The organism is Streptomyces sp. HUAS TT7 (genome assembly GCF_051550175.1).
Lineage (GTDB): Bacteria > Actinomycetota > Actinomycetes > Streptomycetales > Streptomycetaceae > Streptomyces.
The window spans coordinates 4,756,104-4,780,464 of the sequence record NZ_CP196175.1 but is presented as its reverse complement, the minus strand read 5'-3'; the positions used below and the strand labels follow the sequence as shown (position 1 = coordinate 4,780,464).

Below are 24,361 nucleotides of genomic sequence, written 5' to 3'. Positions count from 1 at the left end.
CCCGCAGCGGCCACTCGAACGGTAACCCGACTTACCGCGATCCTGCCGCCCGGACCGTCCCGAAGCCTTCCGAAAAGCGTTTCATCCCCTTTCGGTCTAGATTCGGGCGAAGCACCAGAGGCCGAGTATGAGGAAGGCCGCACCGAAGACACTCGACAGCACGGCGGAGGCCACCGGTGAGACGCCGTGCGCGACCGGCGTGCGGCGGCGCACGCAGGATGCCGTCCACAGCAGCAGAGCGCCCCCGAACAGCACGAACACTGTTCCCGCGAAGACGGCCGGCCCCGCCTCGGTCCCACCCATTGCGTTCATGCGCGCGATCCTGGTCACGGCGCGGCACCCCCAGGCAGAGCCGGGGCCGCATTCCGGAGAACGCCGGGTGAACGGTCACCCGATCATGCACATTTCAGCCAGATCCCTCTCTCGTCGGAGCCCGTCGAGGCGCCGCACGTCACAGAGGGACGTCGAGCGTCACATCACATCGGGCGTGGCCCGCCACCGGCTGCACTCCATCAACACGGCGAGGGACGGCTGGAATGCGCCGTCGGGCCGGCGGCAGTACGTCACCCGTCGTACGCGTCCCCCCTGGCCGCGACTGCCGGGGCACGTTCGCTCCGGTGGGCAGCAGCAGAGCGGAACTGGCCACATTCGATACGCGGAACACGTCCCGCATGCGCAGGCCGAGCGCGCCGAGCGCGAGCCCGGAGGCCGAGCAGGCGACGAGGGCATCGCCTGGAGCCGGGTCGGCGCGGCCGGCCGTGGTCGGCGGACCGGCCAACTGCCTTGTCGTGACGACCCGTCCACGCACTTGCGCTGCCGCAGGCCACCGAGCCGAGCGGCACCCCGAGCCACCCGTCGCCCCCAGTCTCGAACGTCCGCGCCCCGACCAGGACTTCGGCCTCGACGAGCCGGCGCATGCTCGGCCGTCCGCCGGTCAACGCGCCATTCCAGTAAGCCTGGTGGATCTCCCCCCGTGCCGCCTCCTCCCTCGGGCTACTCCCCCACCGGCTCCAGGAAGCCCTGTTCGACCAGGAGCCGGATCGCTTCCGGCGTACGGTCCCTCAGCCGTACCGGGTCCTCGTCGATCAGCTGGGCGATCGCGTCCAGGATCCGTCCGGCCGGCAGCTCCCCGTCGCAGACGCCCGCGAACCCGGCGCCCACCGTGTCCACCTTGGTGGCCCGGCGCATGCCGCGGTTCTGCCGCAGCACCACGTGCTCCGGGTCCTCCGCTCCCGGCAGCCCCACCTGCTCCTGCACCACCTCGTCGGCCAGGCGGAACCGGTCGGCGAGCAGCGCCGCATCGTCGTGGCGGCGCAGATAGTCCTGCCGCTCGAAGTGCGCGTGCACGGCGTCGCCGAGCGGCTGCTCGACCGGGTGCGGCCACTCCTCGGCCACGATGGACGGCTGCTCGCTGTCCGTGCGGCGCAGGGTGATCCAGCCGAAGCCGACCGCCTTGGTCTTGCGCGCCTCGAACTCGTCCAGCCACGCCTCGTAGCGCTCCGCGTACCGGGCCGGGTCGGTGTGGTGGTCCCCGGCGTCGCGCAGCCACAGCTCGGCGTACTGGGTGATGTCCTGGACCTCGCGCTGCACGATCCAGGCGTCGCAGCCGCGCGGGACCCAGGAGCGGAGCCGGTCCTGCCACTCCTCGCCCTCGACGTGCTGCCAGTTGGCCAGGAACTGGGCGTACCCGCCGGGGTTGAGCCGCTCCCCCGCCTGCTGAACGAGCGTGCGGCACAGATCGTCCCCGCCCATTCCGCCGTCCCGGTAGGTCAGCCGGGCGCCGGGCGAGATCACGAACGGCGGGTTGGACACGATCAGGTCGTACGTCTCCTCCCCCACCGGCTCGTACAGCGAGCCCGTCCGCAGCTCGGCCTCCGGCGCGCCGGACAGGGCGAGAGTGAGCCGGGTGAAGTCGAGCGCGCGGGGGTTCAGGTCGGTGGCGGTGACCCGGGTGGCGTGCTGGGCGGCGTGCAGCGCCTGGATGCCGGAGCCGGTCCCGAGGTCGAGTGCCGAGCCCACGGGCCGCCGGACCGTGATGCCGGCCAGCGTCGTGGACGCGCCGCCGACGCCGAGCACCATGGCTTCGTCACGGCCGCTCGCCCCGCCCGCGCCGCCGACCGCGCAGCCCAGGTCGGAGACGATGAACCAGTCCTGCCCCTCGGGCCCGCCGTAGGGCCGCACATCGACCGTGGCCCGCACCTCGTCGCCGGCGCGGACCACCCAGCCGTCGGCGAGGGCCTCCTCCAGCGGCAGGGCCGCGCGGGCGCTCTCGTACGCAACGGGCTGCTGGAGCAGGAAGAGCCGCACCAGCGTGTCGAGCGGCGCCTGTCCGCGGGTGGCGCGCAGGGCGGGGACGGTCTCGCTGCGGGCCAGCGCGGCGTACGCGGGCGCGCCGAGCAGGTCGAGCAGGCCGTCGGCGGTGAAGGCGGCGGCGAGCAGGGCGTCACGCAGGCGGGCTGCGTGATCGGGCGCGGGAAGACGGGTCGTACTCACCCGGCCATTGTGGCCGCTGCCACTGACATTCACCCCATCACGGCCGTGGCCCGGCCCCCGCTGAGGGGGCCGGGCCACGATCGAGGGCGCGTACGGGCTACGACTTCGGGCTCGCCGAGGACGAGGCCGCGCCGGAAGGCGATGCGGAGCCCGAGGGCGAGGCCGACGCGGCCGGGGCGCCCGCTCCCGAACCCGAGGGCGCCGGGGCGGACGGCGTCTGCTTCTGGCAGCCGGGCTGCTTCTGCATGGCCTTGCCGATGTCGCCGGACTCCAGCTTCTTCAGAGAGGCGTCACCCGTCGAGCTGATCTTGCCGAGCTCGGTCGCGATGTCCTCCAGGCCCTTGGCGAACGCCGCCTGGTCGCCGGCGTTGAGCGCGTCGACCTTCTTCTTGAGGTTCGCGTACGACACGGAGGAGGCGTTCAGTTCCTTGACGGCCTCCTGCTGGGTGGTGGCGCCGTCCTTGACCGGCGGAGCACCGGCCTTGTCGACAGCGACGCCCAGGGCCTTGTAGGCGTCCGAGATCTGCTGGAAGGCGGCCGAGTCGGTCTTCTGCACGTCGGCCGGCTTGCTGTCGTCACGCGTCTGCGCCTGGATGGCGGCGTTGGCGTCGGTGATCTTCTTGAACTGGGGCTGGGCCGTGTTGCAGAAGGTCTTCGCCCAGTCGTCGACCTTCTTGTTGGAATCGTCGCTGCAGCCCGACAACGTCAGCATCAGCACCGCACCGCCGGACAGTGCGGCTGCAAGCTTCTTGTTCACCGGTTTGGTCCCTTCCAAGGCTCTCGGCCCCGGAACATACACGCCAAGTGGGCGACAAACGCTTGCCGTCCGTGCGGTCTGCCCCCTATTGCAGCCATTTGCACCAAGCAGAACGGGCGGACGGTGTGTCAAACCCCACCGTCCGCCCGCCCTTTGCCCGATCTACGGCTACGAAACCACCGCCGGGTCCGCCGACTTCGCGAGCCGCTCGTTGTTGCCGTCGTCACCCACGGCCACGCTGCGCCGCTTCGAGACGTACACCGCACCGACGATGACGATGATGGCGAGCGCCGCCACGATCCCTCGCACGGCCGGGTTCGCGTCGCCTCCGTAGGAGAACTTCACGATGGCCGGCGCGATCAGGAGTGCCACCAGGTTCATGACCTTGAGCAGCGGGTTGATCGCGGGGCCCGCGGTGTCCTTGAAGGGGTCGCCGACGGTGTCGCCGATGACCGTGGCGGCGTGGGCCTCGCTGCCCTTGCCGCCGAAGTGGCCGTCCTCGACCAGTTTCTTGGCGTTGTCCCAGGCGCCGCCCGAGTTGGCGAGGAAGACCGCCATCAGGGTGCCGGTGCCGATCGCGCCCGCGAGGTAGGAGCCGAGGGCTCCGACGCCGAGCGTGAAGCCGACCGCGATGGGCGCGAGCACCGCGAGCAGGCCGGGGGTTGCCAGCTCGCGGAGCGCGTCCTTCGTACAGATGTCGACGACTCGCCCGTACTCCGGCTGCTCGGTGTAGTCCATGATCCCGGGGTGCTCGCGGAACTGCCGCCGCACCTCGAAGACCACCGAACCGGCCGACCGGGACACGGCGTTGATCGCGAGCCCCGAGAAGAGGAAGACGACCGCCGCGCCCAGCATCAGGCCGACCAGGTTGTTGGGCTGTGAGATGTCCATGCTCAAGGTGAGCTCGCTCGCCTTGGCGTGGACGTCGTTGACGGCCGTCCCGATGGCGTCCTTGAAGGAGCCGTAGAGCGCCGCGGCCGCCAGTACGGCGGTGGCGATCGCGATGCCCTTGGTGATGGCCTTGGTGGTGTTGCCCACGGCGTCCAGGTCGGTGAGCACCTGGGCGCCGGCGCCCTGGACGTCGCCGGACATCTCCGCGATGCCCTGGGCGTTGTCGGAGACCGGGCCGAAGGTGTCCATGGCGACGATCACGCCGACCGTGGTCAGCAGACCGGTACCGGCCAGCGCCACCGCGAACAGCGCGAGCATGACCGAGGTGCCGCCGAGCAGGAAGGCCCCGTACACGCCGAGGCCGATCAACAGGGCGGTGTAGACGGCCGATTCGAGGCCGATGGAGATACCGGCCAGGACGACGGTGGCGGGCCCCGTGAGCGAGGACTTGCCGATGTCCTTGACGGGACGCCGGGTCGTCTCGGTGAAGTACCCCGTCAGCTGCTGGATCAGCGCCGCGAGCACGATGCCGATGGCGACGGCGACGAGTGCGAGGATCCGCGGGTCGCCGTTGTGGTTCTTGATCACGTCGTCCGTGACGCCGTTCAACTTGGCGTACGAGGACGGCAGATAGACGAAGACCGCGACGGCCACCAGGACCATCGAGATCACCGCGGAGATGAAGAAGCCGCGGTTGATGGCCGACATTCCGCTGCGGTCGGCGCGCCGCGGGGCGACCGCGAAGATGCCGATCATCGCGGTGACCACGCCGATCGCCGGGACGATCAGCGGGAAGGCGAGGCCCGAGTCGCCGAACGCCGCCTTGCCGAGGATCAGCGCCGCGACCAGGGTCACGGCGTACGACTCGAACAGGTCGGCCGCCATGCCGGCGCAGTCGCCGACGTTGTCGCCCACGTTGTCCGCGATGGTGGCGGCGTTGCGCGGGTCGTCCTCCGGGATGCCCTGCTCGACCTTGCCGACCAGGTCGGCGCCGACGTCGGCGGCCTTGGTGAAGATGCCGCCGCCGACACGCATGAACATCGCGATCAGGGCCGCGCCGAGGCCGAACCCCTCCAGGACCTTGGGGGCGTCGGCCGCGTACACGAGCACGACGACCGAGGCGCCGAGCAGGCCGAGGCCCACCGTGAACATGCCGACGACGCCGCCGGTACGGAAAGCGATCTTCATGGCCTTGTGGGAGACCGTGGTGAGATCCTTTTCGGGTTCGCCTTCCGCGGGAGTCGCCTCTCGGGCGGCTGCCGCGACGCGCACATTCGCGCGCACGGCGAGGCGCATCCCGATGTATCCCGTCGTCGCCGAGAAGACGGCGCCGATCAGGAAGAACACGGAACGGCCTACGCGCTGCGACCAGTTGTCGGACGGCAGCAGGAACAGCAGGAAGAACACCACGACGGCGAAGATGCCGAGGGTGCGCAACTGCCGGGTCAGATAGGCATTTGCGCCTTCCTGTACGGCAGCCGCGATCTTCTTCATCGAATCGGTGCCCTCGCCGGCCGCGAGGACTTGGCGCACCAGCAATTGCGCCACGATCAGGGCCGCCAGCGCGACAGCCGCGATGACGATCACGATCATGCGGTTGCCGTCGGTCAGTACCGCGGCAGCCAGGGATGTGGGGTGGTCGAGTTCCGTTGGGTTGAAGAGCCCCGCCATTCGTCCTCCTTGACGCTCAGAGCTCAAGATGTGGACGGATTGTAGGTAGCGGAACACGATCAAAACAGGGCGCCGCAAATGGAATTGACCTTCATCGGCTCATCAGAGAGAGATCCGGACACGAGAATGCCCCCGAAAGCGGTAATGGGGCAAAAGCATTGACGCTTGATCGACGATCTAGGTACGAGACTCGGAAATCTTGCTCGGGAAATGAAAAAGGCCCTGCTCAGCAGGGCCCGTCCCAATATCGAAAAGAAGTGGATCAGGGAAGCACCGTGGCCGGTGTGGTCGGCCAGCTCATCCGGATGACACCACCGGACTCGCCGGAGGTGACCTCCACATCGTCCACAAGACCACTGATGACAGCGAGGCCCATTTCGTCCTCCGCGCCGTCGTCGAGCTCGTCGTCCGGCGACGGGCCGCCGCGCACCCCCGGCACCGCCGAGGCGCCGCCGCCCGACCCCGGCACCTCGTCGCCGACCTCGATGGAGAACAGCTTCTCCTCCTCGGTCAGGACGACGCGGACAGGGGCCTCGATGCCGTGCGCGCGGTGCAGCCCCACGGCACGGCTGCACGCCTCGCCGACGGCGAGTCTGACCTCGTCGAGCACTGCCTCGTCGACCCCGGCCCGGCGCGCCACGGCGGCCGCCACCAGACGGGCCGTCCTGACGTGCTCGGGCTGGGCACTGAAACGGAGTTCAACGGTGGCCATTGGCGATCCCCCTCGAACGTACGGGCGTACATCTCAGGGGCCCCGGGCCAACGTGCCGCCCGGCGCCCCTGTCCTTCCTCCGGAGCCGTCCTCGGACGGCCACCGTCAGTCGGTCGCGTTGACGGCCTCGTCGACCGAGCCGTGGATCGGGAACACCTTGGTGAGCCCAGTGATCCGGAAGATCTTCAAAATGCGCTCCTGGTTGCAGACCAGGCGCAGCGAGCCCTCGTGCGCGCGCACACGCTTGAGCCCACCGACGAGCACACCCAGGCCGGTGGAGTCGAGGAAGTCCACGCCCTCCATGTCGACAACCAGGTGGTAGCTGCCGTCGTTCACCAACTCGACCAACTGCTCGCGCAGCTTGGGCGCGGTATACACATCAATCTCGCCACCGACCTCGACGACCGTACGGTCGCCACCAGGGCCGGACACATTGCGAGTCGACAGGGACAGGTCCACGGATCCTCCAGCACCTTGCTATCGAGCGGCCGCCCCCTGAGTCTCCCCGGCGGAGCCAGAGAACGGATCGCCAGCCGCGATGGCATTCAATCACTTACCAGCAGCCATGCACGACGCCTTGGGACCATTGTCCGCTACGCCAGTGACACACTCGGTGCCGATGGCCAGGAATCACCGCCCCAGAACACCCGCCGACAGCACGGGTGAACGACCCGACCCCGGCACGGTCCTCGACCGGCTCACCGCAGGGGCCGACCGGGCTGCGCGCATCACTCATACGGAGCACTTGCCCCCACGCGCGGGCCGTCATGCAGTCTGGCCGCACCTCATCCGCCCGGAAGTGATCAACGCCATTCAGGACGCCGGCGTCGAGCATCCCTGGGCCCATCAGGCCACCGCCGCCGAGCACGCCCTGAACGGCGAGTCGGTGGTGATCGCCACCGGCACCGCCTCCGGCAAGTCGCTCGCCTACCTGGCGCCCGTCCTCAGCACGCTCCTGGACGGCTCCGAGGCCCCCAACGGCCGCGGCGCGACCGCGCTGTACCTCGCCCCGACCAAGGCCCTGGCCGCCGACCAGCGCCGCTCGGTGAAGGCCCTCGCGGCCCCGCTGGGCAACGCGGTCCGGCCCGCCGTGTACGACGGGGACACCCCGGTCGAGGAACGCGAGTGGGTACGCCAGTACGCCAACTACGTCCTCACCAACCCGGACATGCTGCATCTGGGCATCCTGCCCTCCCACCCCAGGTGGGCCTCCTTCCTGCGCGCCCTGCGCTATGTCGTCATCGACGAGTGCCACACCTACCGCGGCGTCTTCGGCTCCCACGTCGCCCAGGTCCTGCGCCGCCTTCGCCGCCTGTGCGCCCGCTACGGCGCCGACCCGGTCTTCCTGCTCGCCTCGGCCACGGCCGCCGAGCCCGCCGTCGCCGCGGGCCGCCTGACCGGCCTGCCCGTCGTCGAGGTCGCCGACGACGCCTCCCCGCGCGGCGAGCTGGTCTTCGCCCTGTGGGAGCCGCCGCTCACCGAGCTGGCCGGCGAGAAGGGCGCCCCGGTGCGCCGCACCGCCATCGCCGAGACCGCCGACCTGCTCACCGACCTGGCCGTGCAGGGGGTCCGCACGGTCGCCTTCGTCCGCTCCCGGCGCGGCGCGGAACTGATCTCCGTCATCACCCAGGAGCGCCTGTACGAGGTCGACCGGCCCCTCGCCCGGCGTGTCGCGGCCTACCGGGGCGGCTACCTCCCCGAGGAGCGCCGCGCCCTGGAGCAGGCCCTGCACTCCGGCGAGCTCCTGGGCCTGGCCGCCACCACCGCCCTCGAACTCGGCATCGACGTCTCGGGCCTCGACGCCGTCCTGATCGCGGGCTACCCGGGCACCCGGGCCTCGCTGTGGCAGCAGGCGGGCCGGGCCGGGCGCTCGGGCCGGGGTGCCCTGGCCGTCCTGATCGCCCGCGACGACCCGCTGGACACCTACCTCGTCCACCACCCCGAGGCGCTGTTCCAGCAGCCCGTCGAGTCCACCGTGCTCGACCCGGACAACCCGTACGTCCTGGCTCCCCATCTGTGCGCGGCGGCGGCCGAACTCCCGCTCACCGAGGCCGACCTGGAACTGTTCGGCCCCGCGAGCCCGGAGCTCATGCCGCAGCTGGAGCAGGCGGGGCTGCTCCGGCGCCGCAGCAACGGATGGTTCTGGACCCGCCGCGAGCGGGCCGCCGACCTCACCGACATCCGGGGCGGTGGCGGCCGCCCGGTCCAGGTCGTCGAGGCCTCGACGGGACGGCTGCTCGGCACGGTCGACGCGTCCGCCGCCCACACCACCGTCCACGACGGCGCCGTCCACCTCCACCAGGGCCGTACGTACCTGGTGAACCACCTGGACCTGGAGGATTCCGCCGCCCTCGTCGAGGAGGCGAGCCCGCCCTATTCGACCGTCGCCAGGGACACCACCTCCATCTCCGTCCTCTCGACCGACACCGAGATCCCGTGGGGAGCCGGCCGCCTCTGCTACGGCTCCGTCGAGGTCACCAACCAGGTCGTCTCCTTCCTGCGCCGCAAACTGATCACCGGCGAGGTACTGGGCGAGACCAAGCTCGACCTGCCTCCCCGCACCCTGCGCACCCGGGCCGTGTGGTGGACGGTCACCGAGGACCAGCTCGAGGCCGCCCGCATCAACCCGGAGATCCTCGGCGGCGCCCTGCACGCCGCCGAGCACGCCTCCATCGGGATGCTGCCGCTCTTCGCCACCTGCGACCGCTGGGACATCGGCGGCGTCTCCGTGCCGCTGCACCCGGACACCCTGCTGCCCACGGTCTTCGTGTACGACGGCAACCCGGGCGGCGCCGGATTCGCCGAGCGCGCCTTCCACACCGCAGCGCGCTGGCTGACCGCGACCCGCGAGGCGATCGCGTCCTGCGAGTGCGAGGCCGGCTGCCCGTCCTGCATTCAGTCGCCCAAGTGCGGCAACGGCAACGACCCGCTGCACAAGCGGGGCGCCGTCCGCCTCCTCACGGAACTGCTGCGGGGAGCCCCGGAAGACCCGGAGGCGGCCCCGCCCGGGCCCTGACACTCGGCGCGTACGGACCGAACCTCGCCCGCACCCGTACGTCCGCGATCTCCCCGGCCACCGTGCAGCGCACCAGCTCCGCGCCCTGGGCCCGGGCCACCTCGGTGGCCTTGGCGCAGGCGTCCGGCGATCCCCACAGGGCCCGGTCGGCCGCCGCGAGCGCGGCCAGGTCGGCGGCCCCGCCGGCCCGGTGCCGGGCGGCCACCGCCTGGCCGAGGCACAGCACGGCCGCGAACACGGCACACATCGTGGCGGCCGTGAGCGCCACCCACACGGTGGCGGAGCCCCGGTCGGCGCAACTCTGTTCCTGCGCACATCGGTTGAGCAGATCTCCGACCCGGCGGCCCAGGCGGCTTCGTATCGCCCCATGCGCAGAACCCCACGTCCGCCGGTTCACGAGACCTCCCCCACCGTGTCCTCGGCCAGTGCCGCGGCCTCGGCGCTCAGCCTCAGGGCCAGGTGGTGCGGTCCCGGCGTGGCGGACTCCACCCGGACCCGCCACAGCTCCCCGGTCCGCCGCACCGTGACCATGGCGTCCTTCGGCGCCGCAGACTTGGCCGCTGCCACCGCCACGGCCTCCGGCTCGGAGCGGGCCGCCGCGCGGGCGCCGGCCCGGGCCGCGTCCACGCACCGGATCTCCGCCGAGGCCGCCGTCAGCGCCCAGAGCAGCGCCAGCGCGAACCCCACCAGGGCAGGAATCGCCACGGCCGTCTCGGCCGTCACGAACCCCCGGTCGCCCCGCCATCGTCGGCCGCGCTCAGAACTGCACATCGAGTGCCCTGGTGATCAGTTGGGTCAGCGCCGACACGACCCCGCCGCTGGTGACGACCTTGTACAGAATCGCCGCGAAGGCGCAGGCCGCGAGGGTGCCCACGGCGTACTCGGAGGTTGTCATCCCGGCGTCCCCCCGCGCCCTGCGCCGCAGCGCGAGCCTCCACAGCCGCATCCGCCGCGCCATGGCACCGACCTGCCGATTGATTACCGCACCCATGAGTCCCAACTCCCTTGATTGATACGTCCGTTGAATGACATCCGCGTTGTGCCGGCGAGTCGCCCGAGCGGCTCGGCGCGGTGAACCCCTTCACCGCCTCAGCAGCCCGCCCGCGAGCCCGATCACCACCGGGGCAACCCCCGCCGCGAGGAAGGCCGGGAGAAAGCAGAGGCCCAGGGGGCCGGTGATCAGCACGCCCGCGCGTCTGGCCCGGGCCGACGCCTCCCGGGTCCGTTCGGACCGGCAGCGCTCGGCCACCCTCGCGACGGAGCCCGCCGCGGGAGCCCCCGACGAAGCGGCCCGTTCCAGGCAGCGGGCCAGCTCGGCCGCGCCCGGTATCGCCCCCAACCTCCCCCACGCGTCGGCCGGTTCACCGCCCATGCGCAGCTCGGCGGCGACCTGGCCGAGCCGGGCGCCGACGGGCCCTTCCAATGAGGCCCCGACCGCCCCCGCCGCCTCGCGCGGCCCGGCCCCGGCCGCGAGACACGCGGCCAACAGATCAGCGGCAAGCGGAAGTTCGCGGGCCGCCGCCCGGCGCGCACCGTCCACGTCCCCCCGAGCCCGGCGCCGACGTGCCCACACCCAGGCCCCGTACGCCGCCGCCAGGCCGGCCAGCACGCCCCCGATCCCGCCGACCAGCGCATAGCCGGCCGCCAGCGCCCCCAGCGGCGCTCCCCACTGCTTGGCGCGGGCCGTCCACGCCGGGCTCCATTTCCGGCGCGAGGGCAGGGTGAGCGCCTCAAGGGCCAGCAGCGCGGCCGTCCGGCGCCGCACCCTGCGCTCCTCCCGGCGCCGTGCCACCCCCAGCGCCGTCCACAGGGCGAGGGCAACCGCCCCCACCGCCACCCCCAGCCTGTGGACAACCTCCGGCGACCACGGGTTCATCGCCCCTCCCCGGCCCGTACGATCCGCGCCGCCCACCACACCCCGGCGGTCTCCAGGGCCCCGGCCACCAGCAGGCACCCGAACCCGGCCGGGCTGTGCAGCAGCACCCGCAGCGGGCTCGCGCCCATCGCCGTGCCGAGCACAAGACCCAGCGCCGGCAGGAGGGCGAGGAGAAGCACCGTGGTGCGCGGCCCCGCCAGCTCGGAGCTCAGTGCGTCCTGTTGCTCCCGTTCCGCCCGCAGCGCGCTCTCCAGGCGCTCCAGACCGGAGGCGAGCCCCGCCCCGCCGTCCACCGCGACCTGCCAGCACGCGGCGACCCCGGCGAGGCCCTCGGCGCCCGGCTCCCTGGCCGCCTCGCGCAGCGCCCCGGGCACATCGCCGCCGAACTTCGCGGCCGCCACCACGGATGCCGTCGCCGCGCCCAGGGCCGCGGTGTCCCGGGCGGCCGCGGCCAGCGCCTGGCCGGGCTGCCGACCCGCGCGCAGCTCCCCCGCCACGGCAGCACACCAGGCGATCACCTGGTCGGCCCGCCGCACCCTGGCCCGCTCGCGCTCCCGGGCCCGCAGCCGCCGCCCCACCAAGGGCACCGCCACTGCCCCAGCGATCACCGGCAGCACCGATCCGCCCAGGACGGCGAGCGCAAGCCCCAGCGGCAGACACAGCCACTCCACCCGCCACCGCGCCCGGCCCCGCACCCTCTCGCACCACCGCCCAAGAGGCGACGCCCCGAAAGCGCCCTCTCCGGCGGCACTTCCGGCTCCCGCGAACATCAGCCGGGCCCGCCGCGCCCCCTGGTCCTGCCCGGCCCACATCCAGGCGGCCGCCCCCGCGCACATCGCCGCCCAAGCGGGCAGCCCCACCTGAAGATCCCTCACAACGCACCCCCGATCAGCGCCCGCAGCCGCTCCCAGCCCGAGTCGCGCACAAACCCCGCCGCGCCCCACCGCAGCGCGGGCACCGTCACCACCAGGCCCGCCGCGTCCCGCTCCAGGACGCGCACCTCGGCGATCCGGCGCTGCCCGGCCCGGTCGCGTACGAGATGGACCACCACCGACAGCGCGGCCGCCAACTGGCTGTGCAGCGCGGCCCGGTCGAGCCCGGCCGCCGTGCCCAGCGCTTCGAGACGGGCCGGTACATCGGCTGCGGAATTGGCATGGACCGTGCCACAACCTCCCTCGTGGCCCGTGTTCAAGGCGCCCAGCAGATCGGTCACCTCGGCGCCCCGCACCTCGCCCACGACCAGCCGGTCCGGCCGCATCCGCAGGGCCTGGCGCACCAGGTCCCGCAGGGTCACCAGACCCGCGCCCTCCTGGTTGGCGGGCCGTGATTCGAGGCGCACCACATGCGGATGGTCGGGCCTCAACTCGGCCGAGTCCTCGGCCAGTACGATCCGCTCGCCCTTTCCGACCAGGCCGAGCAGGGTGGACAGAAGCGTGGTCTTGCCGGTGCCCGTGCCGCCGCTCACCAGGAACGACACCCGGGCTTCGATCAGCGCTCGCAGCAGCCGCCCACCATCGGGCGGCACCGTGCCCGCCTCGGCGAGTTCGGCCAGCGAGAACGCCCTCGGCCGCACCACGCGCAGCGCGAGGCAGGCCGAGCCGACGGCGACCGGCTCCAGGACGGCATGCATCCGGGTCCCGTCCGGCAGCCGGGCGTCCACCCAGGGCCGGGCGTCGTCGAGCCGGCGTCCCGCCACCGCGGCGAGGCGCTGGGCGAGCCGGCGCACCGCCGCCGCGTCGACGAAGCGGACCCCGGTCAGCTCCAGCCCACCGCCCCGGTCCACCCACACCCGGTCGGGCGCGGAGACCAGGACGTCCGTGACCTCCGGATCGGCGAGCAGGGGCTCCAGCGGACCGGTCCCGACCAGCTCGGACCGCAACTCCTCGGCCCCGCCGAGGACTTCGGCGTCGCCGAGCAGCCGTCCCTGAGCGCGCAGGGCGGCCGCGACCCTGGCCGGGGTGGGCTCGGCCCCGCTCTCGGCAAGGCGCTGCCGTACGGCGTCGAGCAGCGGCGGGCCCGCGCCCCGTACCGGCGTCCCGCTGGGGCGCGCCCCGCCCGCGGCCGACATCGGCGCCCCCAATGAGGGCTGCACCGTGTTCATGACACCGCTCCCCCGGCGAGGCCGCCGGCCAGTGCCTGGTCCCAGAAGGCCGTGCAGAATCTGGCCAGTGGCCCGCGTGGCGCACTCCCCGGCGGAGCACCGCCCTCCTGGGCCTCCAACAGACCTGATTCCACCGGGAGTTCACCCGCCAGTGGCAGACCCAGCGCGCCGGCCACCCACTGCTCGTCGAGCCCGGACGCGTACGGGCCCCGTACCACCGCGCGCAGATCGCGCAGCACCATGCCGACCGCGGAGGCGACCCGGTTCGCCGCCGCGACCGCGCGCAGCTCGGCCGGGACCACCAGAAGCCCCAGGTCCAGCTGGGCGAGCGCTTCGACCACCGCGTCGTCGACGCGGCGCGGCAGGTCCACGACGACGACCCCGCCCCGTCGGCGGGCCGCTGCGAGCACCGCGCGCATCGCCTCCCCCGGGATCACCACCGAGTCCCCCCGGTCGCAGTTTGTCGCGACACTCGCCGTGTCCCTCGCAGGTCGTGTCGCTTATCGAGGGGCTGGCGCCTGAGTCTGTGTCGCGTTGCGGCGGATCATGTGGTGTCTCTTTCAAACGGCAGCATGTGGCTGATGTCACATCATAGTTCGCCCTCCTCGCAGGGCGAGCTTGGGATGTTGCGGCAACCGTCGCAGAGCGTTCTGATCCAGGTGCCGTGTTGGTCGCCGTGGAAGCGGGTGCGGCCGGGGTCTCCGCAGGATTCTCAGGTTTTCTCCGCTTCGAGTTCGGCGACTTCGGCAAGGAGGCCGGCGGTGTCCGCCCAGGCTCCGTCGAACTCTCCGCCATCTTCGAACTTGTCCGCGACGTAGATCCGCAGGCCGCCGAGTTTCGGGGTTATTTCTTCGAGGCGATAGTCCGGGGCCAGGGCGAGGAGTTCATCATGCAGGCGTAGGAGCAAGGGGCGCCACCCCGGCCCGACGGCAGCAAGGCGGTCGGGAATCTGCTGGTCGAAGGCGGTGGCGCGGGACGATGCTGCGGTCATCGGATCAGGGTCCCGCGCACCACTGACAATCCGGCCGCCCTCGGATGGGCTTTCACCCGCGTCCGTGGGCGATCTCTCGCCTGGGCTCGTTGGGTGAGCCGTTAAGGAAGCTGATATCAGGGGCAAGCTGACTGGTGGGTAACTTCAGGGGGCTGGTGGCTGTGTCGGTTTCTCGGCGTCGTTCGTCGATGGCTCGATCGTCATTGGGGAGCCGCTTCAATGTCGCCGAGCTTTGAGCCGCCCGTCTGTGCGATGGGTTCTGGTGCTGTGGGCGTGGTGCTGCCTAGAGCGTCTGGCTGGCCGCGCGGGCCAGGCGGGTGAGGGTGTTCTGCTGTTCGCGCGTCCATGCGGCGGGATGGGGGCGGTGGGTGGAGACCACGCCGATCAGGGTGGTGTCGCGGGTGGTGATGGGCAGGGAGACCACGGCGCCGACGTCCGCATCCTGCAGGACGTCAAGTGCCGGGGTGTCGAGAAAGATCGGGGAGGTGGCTACCTCGTCGACGAAGATGGGCTGGCGGTCCTGGGCGGCGATGCCGCAGGCGGTGTCGCGGTCGTCGACCGTTTCGAAGAAGCTGAGGAACGGATCGCGGAAGCCGCGCTGGGCCACGATGCGCAGCACGCCGGCGGCGGGGTCCAGCAGTTGGGCGTTGCCCATCGGGGCGCTGGTGATCCGCAGGGCCAGGGCGAGGGTGGCGCGGACGAGGCTGTCGCGGCGCTGGTGTTCATCCGGCGTGAGCAGGCCCATGGGCGCGGGAGCTATCCGCAGCCCGGCGGGTGGTCCGCACAGCCGCAGCGTGTTGAGGACCTGGCTGTGCGCGCGCTCGATGACCAGTTCGCTGCCGGCGGCGCCGAGTTGGTGGGCGGCGCTCACCAGATGGTCCAGGACGGCCGGGGCGCAGAAGGTGACACGGCTCAGATCGAGCGCCACCTTGCCGGGTGTGTTCTCCAGGCGGAGCAGGGCCTGAGCGAGGGCGGGCAGACATGCCTCGTCGAGTTCCCCGGCCACACGCAGCATGGCGGCGTGGTCCGGGTGCTTGGTGATGGCGATGCGCGCGGTGGGCGCCAGCCGGGACCAGGCCGTGCCGTCTTGCTTCCGCATCGTGCGGCCTCCGTGAGTCAGCGAATCAGCCCGCTGCCGCTGCTGCCTCGCGCGGCTTTGGCCCTTGGAGTTCAGCGTGGCCCGCGGGGGTCCGTCCGGCCACCCCTGTGCGTGTGGTGCAGAGCCCGCGCCGGCGTGTTGTCTGGGTGATTTGGGCGGATCGCCGCGTACCACTGGGGTCTTCGTCTGCGAGACGTGCATTGCGGTCCCGCCGGACTGGCCTTCGGTATCAGGTCTGGTCGTCGGTGTCCGTGCCATCGGCGGGTTCGGCCGGGGTGGTGTCGGAGAGGCTGAGGCGGCTGGTCATGTTCAGCTTCACCTCGCCGTACGGCGTCATGTGCATGGTGAACAGCAGCCGGGCCAGTTCACCGTCGTCCAGGGTGAAGTGCTCGACCACCTCGTCCAGTCCCAGGTCCCGCCCCCATGGGCGTGCCCCTCTCCGCCACCCACTGCCAACGACTGCCTCTGTGCGGACGGTAGCGAGGGGGCTCGGGCGCCCAGGATGGATACCGCCGAACGGGCCCGGATGGCGGTAGGGACCTGCTATGCGGGGCAGACAGCCGGCTGGGTGTCCCCGTGCCGACGGGCGCACCTACGGGGCGTCGCCCCGGGCTTCGCGTCCGCGGGTACGCCGGTGCCCGTGGCCGGATGTCTGTGGGTGACTGCCCGGCTGCGCAGGGGTAGCGTGGTGGTGATTCCGTGGATGCCTCCACCAGCGTGAGTGCGGTGTTGATGCCGGTATTCGGCGGCCCAGAAACGACGGGAGAGGCCGTTCAGCCGTCAGCGGACGTTCGCGGCCCTGTGCGGCCGACACTCACACACCGCTGGACTGTGCTCTGCGGACAAAACGGCGTAAGCGGCCGGTGGCCGCGGGCGTGCCGCGTGGTGTGGCAAGACGGAAGGGGCGGTGTGACCGCCATGCCCGAGATGCCGCGTGAGGAGCGGCTCGCGTCCGCGTTCGTCGATCTCGCCGACACGCTGGTGCGCGACTTCGACGTGATCGCATTCCTGCACACGCTCACCGAGCACTGTGTGGACCTGCTGGAGGTGGCGGCGGCCGGGGTGCTGCTCGGCCTGCCCCAGGGCCCGGTGGTGGAGGCGGCGGCCTCCGACGAGCGCACCCGGAAGCTGGAGCTGTCCGGCGTCGAATGGGACGAGGGGCCGTGCCGGGACTGCTTCCGCACCCGGGCCCCGGTCTGCGATGTCCGCCTGGACACCAAGGCCGCCCGCACGCGCTGGCCCCGCTTCACCCCGCGGGCGGTGGAGTTGGGTTTCACCTCGGTGGTGGCGGCCCCGCTGCGCTGGCAGGACCAGGTGATCGGCGCGCTCAACCTGTTCCGCGACCGGCCCGGCCCGCTGGACGCCGGCCAGCTGCGGCTGGCCCAGGCGCTCGCGAACACCGCCACCATCGGCATCCTGCAACAGCGGGCGGTGCACGAACAGATGACCGTGATCGCACAGCTCCAGCACGCGCTCGACTCCCGGACCGTCATCGAGCAGGCCAAGGGCTACCTCGCCCACCGCCACCACACCAGCGTGGAGATGGCGTTTGCCCGGATGCGCACCCATGCCCGCAACCACGGTGCCAAACTCACCGATGTGGCCCGCCAGGTCCTGGACGGCACCGCCGAGTCCGGTCTGCTGGACCCTGAAGGATGACGTCTTGCCCGGGCCCGGCCCGGGAGCACGGGACGGAGGACGCCGCCATGCCCTACGCCCTCGCGGCCGCGCTGCTGCGCGCCCTGGATGCCCACCACGGCCCGGGCCTGCCCGCCCTGCCGCTGGCGGACGCCTGCCGCGAACTCGACCTGGACGGGCTGGCCTTCCTGCTGGCCCCCGGCGGCCGGGCAGGCGAACTCCTCCAGGCCTTCGGCCAGCACACCACCGCCCTGGAAGACCTGCAGCTGACCCAGGGCCAGGGCCCCGGTGTGGACGCGGCCCGCACCGGCACCATCGTCCTGGTCCCCGACCTGACCACCCTCGACCCGGCCCGCTGGCCCGGCCTGCCCGGCCCCGTGCTGGAGCTGGGCATCCGCGCCGTGTTCGCCTTCCCGCTGCGCATCGGCATCATCGCGGTCGGCGTCCTGACCGGCCACCGCACCACCCCCGGCCCGCTGAACACCGGCCGCCTCACCAGCGCCCTGGTCCTGGCCGACCTGCTCGCCCAGTACCTCATCACCCGCACCGCCACACCCGCCGGTGCGGACCGGCTCCTGGACGGCACCGAACTGCACTTCGCCGAGGTCCACCAGGCCACCGGCATGCTCGCCGCCCAACTCGACCTCGACTGCGCCCAGGCCCTGGCCCGGCTCCGCGGCTATGCCTACCGCCACGACCGGCCCCTCCTGGACACCGCCCGCCAACTCCTCGCCCACCGGCTGCGCCTGGACGCCGACGACACCCCGCCCGGGCCCTGACCGTCCCGCCTCTACCGGGCCGCCCGGGCCGCCGGGCGGCGCACTATCGTGACGGTACGGCCCCGGTTCCCGGCCGGTACCCTGCCTCCCGGACACACCGGACCCCTGCCGCGGTCCTGCAGAACGGCTCGGCGTGTCCACTGGTCCGATTTATACGCTTGAATCGCCGCCAGCCGGGCCTACGATGCGAAGTAGACAGCTGGGCGGACGGCTCTCCACGCGGTGCGCCCACCGGTCCGGCCGGCCACCCCTGGCCGGGCCCCCTGGGCCTGCCGTTGGCTGGTCCGTCTTTGTTGGGGTGGCCGGAGCCGCCGCACCGCTTACGGCGGCTCCGGCCCTTCGTCCTCGCGGTGCTGTCCGAGCCGGGCCAAACTCCCGCAGGCCCCGGGCACCGGTGAGGACGGTGGGAGCGAGGAGAGTATGGAGGGGAGCCCCTCTCCTCGCGCAGGCGGCCGCCGCCGCGCCGTCCGTGGCCGGGCGGCGGCCGTCCCACAACAAGCAGACACTGCCTGGCAGTTCAACTACCCGTTGGGGTCCCAGATTCACCTTCTGTCCGTGCCCGTTCATCAAGGCAGGGAATTGCTGCGTCACCGGCAGGGCCGGTGGTGAGTGAGCAGTCGGAAGATGTCCGGGAAGGGCCTCAAACCAGCCCTCATAAAGGCGGCACCGACCCATTTCGGTCGGCGCCGGCAGGGCGGGGTCACGGCCCAGATCTCGATGCAGCCTCGTTCTGCGGCGACCGCCGCACCATCACCGGGCCCTGCCCGAGAGGCAGAAACCCGGCCCACAGCGCGACGTCCACGAGTGCCCTTTGAACATACTCCCGAACACCCCGCATGGCCCCTGCACGGCCCGAGATTGGCCAGAGTCAACGCCTCCGGACCCGAGGCCGGACCGAGCAACTGCCACACCACCACCACTTCGACACCCACGCCCCTCCCGCCGACCGCCCGGCACCACCGTCGGCACCAGCACTGCAGCACGCTCGGACCCGCCCCGCTGCGCGCGCCGGACCTTCCAGCCAACCAGCACCCGCCAACCCGGCGCGCACCGATGCCCGTTGTTCCACCCCGCCGAAGCGCAGCTGAAGTCTCTACCGCCCCACAGACAACACAACCGACGCCCACACCAGACCAGACCGACATCGGAACTCACGGACAGCGGCCCGCTGCAGCTCACGGGAGATGTCCAGCCGCTTCCTGAACACGATCCATCGCGCAACTATCACCATAGAGACGTGTTATCCAGAACGGCCGCGGCCATCGAGGACGGAGAGCGTTGTGGCTGATCCCTCGGTCGAGATGATTTCCTCTGGCCGCTTCCTGGTGGCAAGGGTCAGCGGTGACATCGACGCGGACACGGATCCGGTGCTCCGGCCCCGGTTCAAACAACTGATCATGCAGGGCCGCCGCTTCATCGTGCTGGACCTCTCCCACGTCTCGTCCTGCGACGCTGCCGGACTGGCCCTGCTGATGCGAACCTGGCGGCAGGCAGACACCGTCGGAGCCGTGCTGGCGCTGGCATGCGTGCCCGAGAGGTTGTGGCGGATCTTCCAGAGAACCGGGGCGGAGCAGGTCCTACGGGTCTATGACACCATCGCCGAGGCCGAAGCTGCCCTCGACGACTGAGCCATACCGCGGCATCACCGGGCTCCGCCTCCGGCACTGACTCAGAGGGGCCCCAGCACGTGGCATGCAGATGTCATGCCAGCCTCAGACACAGGCCCTTAATGGCAGCCCTTCTTGATCCGCCCCATCGTCGTCCTCCGCGTCGGCGTCTCCCACCACAACGGGATGACAGCCGGTGCAGGTACTCCGGCATCCAGGGGATCAGCGCGGCACCTTCGATCCGAAAGCTACTCGCGGGTTACTTGTCACCTGGAGCGCCGCTCGTTAACGGCACCCCTCCTGGCCGAGGATGACCCCGCGTTCATGGCCTGAGTGTCACGTTCAGCTACTTTGCCCCTGGTGTCAGCTTCCTTAACGGCTCACCCTCGTTGGCTGAGTGGCCTATTTGACGGGCCGGGGTTGTTTCAGCGCAGGGCAGTGGCGATGCGGTGTCGGAGTTGAGGGTCGGTGATCTGGTCGATGTTGCGCCAGGCGGCGTCGGAGACTTCTTCGGTCTGCAGGTCGCCGATGTCGGCGGTGGTGCGGAACAGGAACCGGAAGTCGAAGTGCTGGTGGGCGGGTTCGTCCTTGGCGGGGTTGGCGTAGATGGGGTGGATGTCGATGTGGAGAGGGACTTCGCTGTGTGGGGTGATGACCTGGGGCGGGATGCCGGTTTCCTCGGTCAGTTCGCGGCCGGCCGCCTGCAGCAGGGTTCCGTCCTCGGGCTCCAGGTGGCCGCCGGGCAGGAGCCATTTGCCGGTGGCGTTGTGGTGAATGTGCAGGATGCGCTGGTTGGCGTCGACGAGGATCGCGCCGGCTGTGATGTGGCCGGGCAGGGTCTTTCGGCTGGTGAGGTCGTCGCCGTCATCGAGGAGGCCGAGGACGATGGCGAGTTCGCGCTTGTTCTCGGGGTGTTGGTCGAGGTAGGAGGTGAGGGTGATGCGGATGTGGTTGGTCGTGATGGTCATGATGATCACCTGTTGAAGTAGGAGAGCCAGGTCGCCGCGATGGCTTCGCGGTCGGGTGCGGGGACCTCATGGATGCCGGGGGCGAGGTCGCCGCGGGTGAGCATCCTGATCGCGGCGAGGATCTCGGCCTGGATCAGGAAGATGAACGGTCCAACGCTGGCGCCGTGGATGAAGTTGACGGCGTTGCCGCCGTTCGCCAGATAGAAGTAGTGGCCGGTGGTCTGGTAGCGGGTGACGTGGTCGCCGACCTGGGTGCGGGTGTAGACGTCGGGGAGGCCGGCGAGGTCGAGTTCGTCTTCGCTGCTGGTGACGGTGGCGACATAGGCGCCGTTGCGGAGGTGTCCGAAGTCCTCGCTGCGCAGGGAGACGGCGCCGGTCGCGCAGAGCACGAGGCCGGCCCCGGTCAGGGCACTCTCGCGGTCACGGGCAACGGTGAAGCCCTGGGACATGGCCTGGGTGCGTCGGACGGGGTCGATGTCGAAGACGGTGACCTGGACGCCCTTGGCGTGCAGGAGTCGGGCGATGGAGGAGCCGAGTTTGCCGAAGCCGATCACGAGGGCGGGCCGTCCGTGGAGGATGTCGCCGCGGTCGCGCATGACGGCCTCGGTGGAGAAGACCACGGACTGGCCGACGAGGAAGTCCTCGGGGTCCTTCAGGGGCGAGCGGGCGACGGAGATGACGGGACAGGGCAGTTTGTCGAGGTCCTCGTAGCGGCGGTGCCCGTTCTCGGTGTCCTCGATGACTCCGGCGACCTGTCCGGTGAAGCGGCTGTGCAGGTCGGCGAGGCAGGGCGCGAAGTAGCCGCCGACATCGAGCAGGCTGACCGGCTCTCCGGCGGCGCGGGATTCGAGGTAGTCCAGGGCCGTGTCCGCTTCGGCGAACAGATTGCGGGTGAGGGTGTCGACGGGGACGGACTGTTCGACCTCGCGCTGGGCTGCGGCGTTGATGGACTTGGGCTTGGGCAGCACGGCCGTGAGCCGGGTCATCGCCGCGACGGCGCGGACGAACGCGGGCCGTTCGGGCAGCAGATGAGTGATCAGAAACGAGGCGGTCGGCTCGCCGGGGGTGAACTGGGCGGCGATCCGGGCGAAGTAGGCGTCCAGCCGGGCGCGTTCGAAGGCTTCCATGGCAGTTCCCTCTCATCCGTCCATCCAGTGGGGGGTGGGGCCGTGCGGGAAGAACCGAAGGTCAGCGGGTGCGGGCGCGTCCGAACAGCAGCCGGTCGGCTGCGAGCGCGGCGTCCAGGTAGGCATCGACCCGGGCGGCGTTCGCGGACTGTGCCAGCGCATCGAGGCCGAGCAGGAGAACCGCCTCGCCGGTGCGGGCGACCAGGCCCGTCAAGGAGGGGCGGGTCGGCAGCCGCAGCCGGTAACGGGTGCCGGGGAAGCTCAGCAGTACCTGCCCCCCGACGATGTGCAGGCAGCGGGCGAGGTCCGGCATGGCCTGGTGGCGTCTGGCCAGGGGACCGAGGCCGTCGGCGATGCGTCGCATGCGGGCCTCGATCGCCTCGGCGGTGTCCTGCTCGGTGCGGCCCGGAGTGTGCGTGATCAGGATGTGCGCGACCTCCCGGCCGCTCGGGTCGCGGCCCGGCCAGGTCCAGGCCGCGAGCGACACGATCAGCCCTGGTCCCGGCCCGGAGGGGGCGCCGGTCGATGGGGTGCTCAGCATGATGCCGCCCCGGCCTTGAAGCAGGACCAGACGATCTTCCCCGTCGGGTGGCGGTCCTCGACGCCCCAGCCGTCGGCGAGGGCTGCCACCAGCATCAGACCCCGGCCGGAGAGGTCAGTGGCGGCAGGCTCACGGGCCTGGGGCTGGCCGCGGCGGGTGTCGTGTACTTCGACGCGTACCACCTCGTCATCGGCGTCGATCCGCAGCAGGAATCCATGGCCAGGGGCGGTGCCGTGGACCACGGCATTGGTGGCCAGTTCCGAAACGCAGAGCCGGACGTCTTCAGCTCGGGCGGTGCGGCCCCAGCCCTTCAATGCCGTGTCCGCGAACGCCCGTGCCTGGCCGACAGATTCGGGCCGTGTGGTGAAGAACCGCTGCATGGTGTCGGTCATCACGGCCCTCACGTCTCGGCGTCCAGGAGCCGGGCAGAGCCCCGCCCGCGGCGGGCGGGATCGCGGGGCGGAGTGGACGCGCGGGAGGTGCGGGTCTGGCGGACCTGCAGCAGCCGGGCACTGGCCGTCTCGATCTGGCGTACTCGTTCGGCCGCTATGGCCTTGGGCCCGAGGTGCGAGGCGGCAGGAACAACCACTCCGTAGACGTCGGGCAGGGCCAGCACGTCCAGCAGTCCGGTGAACGCCGCGGAGTCGGGCCCCCCGCTCGCGTCGCGGTCGGTGAACACGCCGGACAGCTGCAACTCGTGGCTGCGGCAGTACTCGGCGAGCGAGGCGACCAGCGCCTTCTGCCGGGCCGCCGGGACCCGCACCAGCCGTAGAAAGCCGTAAACGACCGGGCCGTTGACCAGGCGATGCTCCGTGAGGGGTTCCATGCGTCAGACCGTCCAAGGGTGTCGGCGAGTGGTGACCTCTTGAGCGTCGCGCTCGGCCAACTCGGGGCCAATCACCGGCTGTTCTACTTCTGTTCCACTTCCGTCCCTCCGGCTGCACGGGCCGTGCTTCGATGGCTGGCGGAAGGGAGTGACGCGTGGCGACCGTGCACCACTGGACCGGCCTGGAAGCCAGGGCCCTGCGGCTCGCCTTGCGGCTGAGCGTGCGGGCCTTCGCCGAGCGCCTGGGCCTGGCGGTCGCGACGGTCTCCAAGTGGGAGAAGCTCCTTGCCGCCACCGAGCCCAGACCCGACACCCAAGCCATCTTGGACACCGCGCTCGCCCGCGCGGACGCCGCGGTCCACCTGCGGTTCGAGACGCTGCTGTCCGAACTCGGCCATGGCGCCAGTGGCGGCCGCCGGCGGGTCACCACGGCCGGGCCCCGCGCGTGGGAGTACGAGTCGTGGACCGACGACCTGGACCGGACGGTCGTTGCCCTCTCGCGGCAGAGCTTCGCCTTTGCCGACGCCCTTCTCAGCCGGTGGCTGACCCGTTTCCAGCCCGCCGAGCTCGACGACAAGGGCCTGTATCTGTTCGCCCGCTCGACCGCCCTGCTCGGCGACCTCAAACGGGACCAGGGCGCCGTGCTCGGGCCGCTGTCCGCCCAGCACTCCTATGCCGGTGCCCGCTCCGTGTTCGCCCAGCTCGACATCCCCCGCCGCGTCGCCCAGCTCGACCTGTCCCTCGCCGTCGTCTCGGAGATGTCCGGCAAGCTGGAGACCGCAGCCCACCACTACGAGACGCTCGCCGTCGATGACCGGCTCTCGCGCCGCGACCGTGCCAGGGCCCGGCTGTGGGTGGGGACCGCGCTGAGCAAGGACGGCAACCACGACTATGCGACCCGCGTCATGCAGGCCGCGATCCGCGAGTTCGAGGACCTCACCGAGCCCGACGACTGGGCGGTGGCCCAGCAGAAGCTCGCCCTGGCCCGCCGGGGTGTCGGCGACCTGACTGCCGCCCTGCAACTTATCGACACCGCCCGCAGCAGCGGGACCTCCGACTCACCGATGCAACGCGTGCGACTGGACACCGCTCACGGCCACATCCTGCTCTCCGATGCGGCAACCCGCGATGATGGACTCCTCGTCCTCGACCGGGCCGCAAGCACGGCCGCCAAGTACGGGCTCGTGCACCAACTGCGCAGTATCGAGGGCGTGAAGGCCAGTGAGGGCCCTGCCGGGCCCCGGCAACGGTGACCAGGGAGACGACCG

The 24,361-nt window shown here is 71.4% G+C and carries 25 protein-coding genes and 1 pseudogene; 5 read left to right on the top strand and 21 right to left on the bottom strand.

Annotated features, from left to right (window positions below):
- Positions 1–96: 96 nt before the first annotated feature.
- From ACSHXC_RS21610 to ACSHXC_RS21585, 6 genes are all read right to left on the bottom strand, one after another.
- Complete coding sequence (locus tag ACSHXC_RS21610; RefSeq protein ID WP_438293164.1) at positions 97–312, bottom strand: hypothetical protein; 216 nt, start codon at positions 310–312, stop codon at positions 97–99.
- Positions 313–993: 681 nt separating this feature from the next.
- Positions 994–2,493, bottom strand: coding sequence for a DUF7059 domain-containing protein (locus ACSHXC_RS21605; RefSeq protein ID WP_438293163.1), 1,500 nt, complete (start codon positions 2,491–2,493; stop codon positions 994–996).
- 97 nt (positions 2,494–2,590) lie between these two features.
- Positions 2,591–3,250, bottom strand: a complete 660-nt coding sequence (locus tag ACSHXC_RS21600; RefSeq protein WP_438293162.1) for a small secreted protein — start codon at positions 3,248–3,250, stop codon at positions 2,591–2,593.
- A gap of 168 nt (positions 3,251–3,418) precedes the next feature.
- Positions 3,419–5,812 (bottom strand): sodium-translocating pyrophosphatase, encoded by a 2,394-nt coding sequence (locus ACSHXC_RS21595; RefSeq protein WP_438293161.1) that lies wholly within the window; start codon positions 5,810–5,812, stop codon positions 3,419–3,421.
- Positions 5,813–6,074: 262 nt separating this feature from the next.
- Positions 6,075–6,524, bottom strand: a complete 450-nt coding sequence (locus ACSHXC_RS21590; RefSeq protein WP_438293160.1) for an ATP-binding protein — start codon at positions 6,522–6,524, stop codon at positions 6,075–6,077.
- Between the two features lie 105 nt (positions 6,525–6,629).
- Positions 6,630–6,983 (bottom strand): STAS domain-containing protein, encoded by a 354-nt coding sequence (locus tag ACSHXC_RS21585; protein WP_053728100.1) that lies wholly within the window; start codon positions 6,981–6,983, stop codon positions 6,630–6,632.
- Positions 6,984–7,062: 79 nt separating this feature from the next.
- Here ACSHXC_RS21585 and ACSHXC_RS21580 point away from each other — a divergent pair, with 79 nt between their 5' ends.
- Positions 7,063–9,540 (top strand): DEAD/DEAH box helicase, encoded by a 2,478-nt coding sequence (locus ACSHXC_RS21580; RefSeq protein ID WP_438293159.1) that lies wholly within the window; start codon positions 7,063–7,065, stop codon positions 9,538–9,540.
- On the opposite strand, the gene ACSHXC_RS21575 is transcribed toward ACSHXC_RS21580, so the two are convergent.
- The 10 genes and pseudogenes from ACSHXC_RS21575 to ACSHXC_RS21530 form a co-directional block, all read right to left on the bottom strand.
- Positions 9,482–9,937: an Rv3654c family TadE-like protein gene (locus ACSHXC_RS21575; RefSeq protein WP_438293158.1), complete on the bottom strand. Its 456-nt coding sequence runs from the start codon at positions 9,935–9,937 to the stop codon at positions 9,482–9,484. The two genes, ACSHXC_RS21580 and ACSHXC_RS21575, sit on opposite strands and share 59 nt — an antisense overlap.
- Positions 9,934–10,263 (bottom strand): TadE family type IV pilus minor pilin, encoded by a 330-nt coding sequence (locus tag ACSHXC_RS21570; protein ID WP_438293157.1) that lies wholly within the window; start codon positions 10,261–10,263, stop codon positions 9,934–9,936. The genes ACSHXC_RS21575 and ACSHXC_RS21570 overlap by 4 nt, the downstream gene beginning before the upstream one ends.
- Positions 10,264–10,297: 34 nt before the next feature.
- Positions 10,298–10,531 (bottom strand): DUF4244 domain-containing protein, encoded by a 234-nt coding sequence (locus ACSHXC_RS21565; protein WP_438293156.1) that lies wholly within the window; start codon positions 10,529–10,531, stop codon positions 10,298–10,300.
- Positions 10,532–10,621: 90 nt separating this feature from the next.
- Positions 10,622–11,416 (bottom strand): type II secretion system F family protein, encoded by a 795-nt coding sequence (locus ACSHXC_RS21560; RefSeq protein ID WP_438293155.1) that lies wholly within the window; start codon positions 11,414–11,416, stop codon positions 10,622–10,624.
- Complete coding sequence (locus tag ACSHXC_RS21555; protein ID WP_438296737.1) at positions 11,413–12,252, bottom strand: type II secretion system F family protein; 840 nt, start codon at positions 12,250–12,252, stop codon at positions 11,413–11,415. The genes ACSHXC_RS21560 and ACSHXC_RS21555 overlap by 4 nt, the downstream gene beginning before the upstream one ends.
- Before the next feature lie 35 nt (positions 12,253–12,287).
- On the bottom strand, positions 12,288–13,484 hold the full coding sequence (locus ACSHXC_RS21550; RefSeq protein WP_438296735.1) for a TadA family conjugal transfer-associated ATPase: 1,197 nt from the start codon (positions 13,482–13,484) through the stop codon (positions 12,288–12,290).
- Positions 13,485–13,513: 29 nt separating this feature from the next.
- Positions 13,514–13,972: pseudogene (locus tag ACSHXC_RS21545) on the bottom strand (septum site-determining protein Ssd); the annotation flags it as partial.
- A 257-nt stretch (positions 13,973–14,229) separates the two neighbouring features.
- Positions 14,230–14,508: a hypothetical protein gene (locus tag ACSHXC_RS21540; protein ID WP_438293154.1), complete on the bottom strand. Its 279-nt coding sequence runs from the start codon at positions 14,506–14,508 to the stop codon at positions 14,230–14,232.
- Positions 14,509–14,791: 283 nt separating this feature from the next.
- Positions 14,792–15,607, bottom strand: a complete 816-nt coding sequence (locus ACSHXC_RS21535) for a GAF domain-containing protein (RefSeq protein WP_438293153.1) — start codon at positions 15,605–15,607, stop codon at positions 14,792–14,794.
- Between the two features lie 229 nt (positions 15,608–15,836).
- A complete protein-coding gene (locus ACSHXC_RS21530; protein WP_438293152.1) occupies positions 15,837–16,004 on the bottom strand; it encodes a hypothetical protein in 168 nt (55 codons plus the stop codon).
- Positions 16,005–16,525: 521 nt separating this feature from the next.
- Here ACSHXC_RS21530 and ACSHXC_RS21525 point away from each other — a divergent pair.
- The 3 genes from ACSHXC_RS21525 (at position 16,526) to ACSHXC_RS21515 (ending at position 19,652) form a co-directional block, all read left to right on the top strand.
- Positions 16,526–17,266 (top strand): GAF and ANTAR domain-containing protein, encoded by a 741-nt coding sequence (locus ACSHXC_RS21525; RefSeq protein ID WP_438296733.1) that lies wholly within the window; start codon positions 16,526–16,528, stop codon positions 17,264–17,266.
- Between the two features lie 47 nt (positions 17,267–17,313).
- Positions 17,314–18,024 (top strand): GAF and ANTAR domain-containing protein, encoded by a 711-nt coding sequence (locus ACSHXC_RS21520; RefSeq protein WP_438293151.1) that lies wholly within the window; start codon positions 17,314–17,316, stop codon positions 18,022–18,024.
- Between the two features lie 1,280 nt (positions 18,025–19,304).
- Positions 19,305–19,652, top strand: coding sequence for an STAS domain-containing protein (locus ACSHXC_RS21515; protein WP_438293150.1), 348 nt, complete (start codon positions 19,305–19,307; stop codon positions 19,650–19,652).
- Positions 19,653–20,056: 404 nt separating this feature from the next.
- On the opposite strand, the gene ACSHXC_RS21510 is transcribed toward ACSHXC_RS21515, so the two are convergent.
- The 5 genes from ACSHXC_RS21510 to ACSHXC_RS21490 form a co-directional block, all read right to left on the bottom strand.
- Positions 20,057–20,599, bottom strand: a complete 543-nt coding sequence (locus ACSHXC_RS21510) for an NUDIX hydrolase (protein ID WP_438293149.1) — start codon at positions 20,597–20,599, stop codon at positions 20,057–20,059.
- A 5-nt stretch (positions 20,600–20,604) separates the two neighbouring features.
- Positions 20,605–21,726 carry an adenosylhomocysteinase gene (locus ACSHXC_RS21505; RefSeq protein WP_438293148.1) on the bottom strand — a complete coding sequence of 374 codons (1,122 nt, stop codon included), beginning with the start codon at positions 21,724–21,726 and terminating at the stop codon, positions 20,605–20,607.
- Positions 21,727–21,787: 61 nt separating this feature from the next.
- Positions 21,788–22,267 carry a hypothetical protein gene (locus tag ACSHXC_RS21500; RefSeq protein ID WP_438293147.1) on the bottom strand — a complete coding sequence of 160 codons (480 nt, stop codon included), beginning with the start codon at positions 22,265–22,267 and terminating at the stop codon, positions 21,788–21,790.
- The gene (locus ACSHXC_RS21495) at positions 22,261–22,659 is read right to left on the bottom strand and encodes an ATP-binding protein (RefSeq protein WP_438293146.1); all 399 of its coding nucleotides are present in this window, start codon (positions 22,657–22,659) and stop codon (positions 22,261–22,263) included. The genes ACSHXC_RS21500 and ACSHXC_RS21495 overlap by 7 nt, the downstream gene beginning before the upstream one ends.
- Positions 22,660–22,667: 8 nt before the next feature.
- Positions 22,668–23,093: a hypothetical protein gene (locus ACSHXC_RS21490; RefSeq protein ID WP_438293145.1), complete on the bottom strand. Its 426-nt coding sequence runs from the start codon at positions 23,091–23,093 to the stop codon at positions 22,668–22,670.
- 155 nt (positions 23,094–23,248) lie between these two features.
- Between ACSHXC_RS21490 and ACSHXC_RS21485 the strand changes: the two genes are divergently transcribed.
- Positions 23,249–24,346: a hypothetical protein gene (locus tag ACSHXC_RS21485; protein WP_438293144.1), complete on the top strand. Its 1,098-nt coding sequence runs from the start codon at positions 23,249–23,251 to the stop codon at positions 24,344–24,346.
- Positions 24,347–24,361: the final 15 nt, after the last annotated feature.